This is a genomic window from Saccharopolyspora sp. NPDC050389, assembly GCF_040655595.1.
Classification (GTDB): domain Bacteria; phylum Actinomycetota; class Actinomycetes; order Mycobacteriales; family Pseudonocardiaceae; genus Saccharopolyspora.
The window spans coordinates 1-2,354 of record NZ_JBFAKG010000211.1 but is presented as its reverse complement, the minus strand read 5'-3'; the positions used below and the strand labels follow the sequence as shown (position 1 = coordinate 2,354).

Here is a 2,354-nt window from a genome sequence, read left to right as displayed (position 1 = left end):
CCAGGGGCGGGTTGGTCGTCCCGGGCTTCCAGGACAGCCATGTCCACGCCCCGTTCGCCGGACGCGACCGTCGGCGGCTGTGGTTGCACGGCGTCAGCCGAGCGTTCCGACGAACGTCATGGCCGCGATCACCGCGACGGCGAACGCGATTCGCCGGGCCGGCGGGCGCGGTGCGGCACGCAGCTCCTGCCAGCCCAGCGACACCGAGGCCACCGCGAGTCCGGCGAGCGCGATCACGGAGAGCGCGGTGGTCCCCTTCAGGACGCCGATCGGCAGCGCCGCCATCAGACCCAACGCCACCGCCCGGAACGGCCCGAGGACACCGGCCCGCCAGGCGCCGAGGGCCAGCACCACCCAACCGGCCATGATCGCCGGGTTCAGCGCGCTCATCACGTGGTAGGCGCCGTACGCGTCGCCCACCAGGCTCGTCGCGGACGCCACTCCCCGCAGATCCGCCAGCTGGAACGCCAGGTGGTCGATGCCCACGTGGAAGACGCGGGCGAAAAGGCCGAAGGCGGTCAGCATCCCGCCCCAGACCGCCCAGCCGGGACGGCTCCCGCCGATCCGCTGCGCGAGCAGCACGACTCCCGGCCACAGCACCACGTTGCCGATCAGGAACGCGCTGTACGCGACCGCGATCAGGGCCGGTTCGGCGGCGTACGCGGCGAGCTGATCCGGGAAGAAGAAGTTGTGCCCGGCCCGGAGCAGTGCCCCGACCAGCCGCTGCGGCGATCAGCACCCGCCGTGGTGACCGCACTGCCGACCGTCGCAATCGGACTGTTCCTGGGCGAGGCCGTGCTCACCCCCACCGGGAACGTCGCCGACATCGCCGGGCTGGTCGGCGCCGTCTGGCTGCTGGCCGGTGGCGCTTGGGGGCTAGGCGCGCACTTCCGGCAGCGCGACGCCTTCGCCGAACGCGAGATCCGGCGCGTTCGCGCCGAGGAGCGGCTGCGGATCGCGCGGGAGATGCACGACATCGTCTCGCACAACCTCAGCCTGATCGCGGTGCAGGCCGGTGTCGCCAACCACATCGCCGAGCAGCGGCCCGCCGAAGCCAGGGAAGCACTGCGCGGCATCGAGGAGGCCAGCCGCAGCGCGCTGCTGGAGATGCGCGGCATGCTCGGGGTGCTCCGATCGGCCGAACCGCTGCCCCACGAACCCGTTCCTGGCCTTGCTGCGCTGCGCGAACTCGCCGATCGGGCGATCGCCGCCGGGGTCTCCGTCGACCTGGAGATCACCGGCGCCGGGCACCCGCCCGCCGGGGTGCAGCTCGCGGTCTACCGGATCGTGCAGGAGTCGCTCACCAACGTCGTCGAGCACGCCGCTCCGGCTCGCTGCACCGTCCGCGTCGATGTCGGCGCGGATGCGGTCGGGGTGCACGTCGTGGACGACGGAACGCGGGCTGGTCGGCCCGGCGACGGGCACGGTCTGGCGGGGATGCGGGAGCGGGTGAAGATGTACGACGGCGAGTTCACCGCCGAGCCGCGCCCCGGCGGCGGATTCGGCGTCACGGCCCGGCTACCCTGCGGAAAGGGGGAACGCGGTTGACCATCCGCGTGCTCGTCGTGGACGACCAGGCGTTGGTGCGCGGCAGCTTCCGGCTGCTCGTCGACACCGCTCCCGGCCTCGCGGCCGTCGGGGAGGCAGCGACCGGTGGCGAGGCCGTCGCGGCGGCCCGGCGGGAACGGCCGGACGTGGTGCTGATGGACGTCCGGATGCCGGACGTGGACGGCATCGAGGGGACCCGGCGGATCTGCGGCGATCCCGGACTTACCGGCGTGCGGGTGCTGATCCTCACCACGTTCGACCTCGACGAGTACGTGGACGCGGCATTGCGCGCCGGGGCCAGCGGATTCCTGCTCAAGGACACACCGCCCGCCGACCTGCTCGCCGCGATCCGGGTGGTGGCGGCCGGCGACGGGCTGCTGGCGCCGTCGGTGACCCGGCGGCTGATCGCGGAGTTCACCCGGCGCTCGGAGCCGCCAGAAGTCCCGGCCTGCGCCCTGAATTCGCTGACCGGCCGGAAGCTCGAAGTGCTCGCCTTGGTGGCCCGCGGCCTGTCCAACGCCGAACTGGCCGACCACCTGCGCCTGGCCATGCCGACGGTGAAGACCCACATCGGCCGCCTGCTCGCCAAGCTGCACGCCCGGGACCGGGCCCAGCTCGTCATCGCGGCCTACGAAACCGGCCTGATCACGCCGAAAACCCCGCGCTGAAGCCCACCTCAACCAGGGTTCGTGTCGGCGCCTTTGCGCTGGTCACCGGCCGTGGGGGTTGTTTGGTTTTTTGTAGTGGTACAAAAAAAAAAAACACCGACATTTTGGTCAAGCGACGCGGCTACGCGATTGCCTCAA

3 protein-coding genes are annotated in these 2,354 nt (G+C 71.9%); 2 read left to right on the top strand and 1 reads right to left on the bottom strand.

The window, feature by feature from the left end; genetic code table 11:
- Nucleotides 1–93: 93 nt before the first annotated feature.
- Complete coding sequence (locus AB0I53_RS49460; RefSeq protein WP_358618163.1) at nucleotides 94–603, bottom strand: hypothetical protein; 510 nt, start codon at nucleotides 601–603, stop codon at nucleotides 94–96.
- An 87-nt stretch (nucleotides 604–690) separates the two neighbouring features.
- Between AB0I53_RS49460 and AB0I53_RS49455 the strand changes: the two genes are divergently transcribed.
- Both AB0I53_RS49455 and AB0I53_RS49450 read left to right on the top strand, forming a co-directional pair.
- Complete coding sequence (locus AB0I53_RS49455; protein ID WP_358618160.1) at nucleotides 691–1,548, top strand: sensor histidine kinase; 858 nt, start codon at nucleotides 691–693, stop codon at nucleotides 1,546–1,548.
- Nucleotides 1,545–2,216 (top strand): response regulator transcription factor, encoded by a 672-nt coding sequence (locus AB0I53_RS49450; RefSeq protein WP_358618157.1) that lies wholly within the window; start codon nucleotides 1,545–1,547, stop codon nucleotides 2,214–2,216. The genes AB0I53_RS49455 and AB0I53_RS49450 overlap by 4 nt, the downstream gene beginning before the upstream one ends.
- Nucleotides 2,217–2,354: the final 138 nt, after the last annotated feature.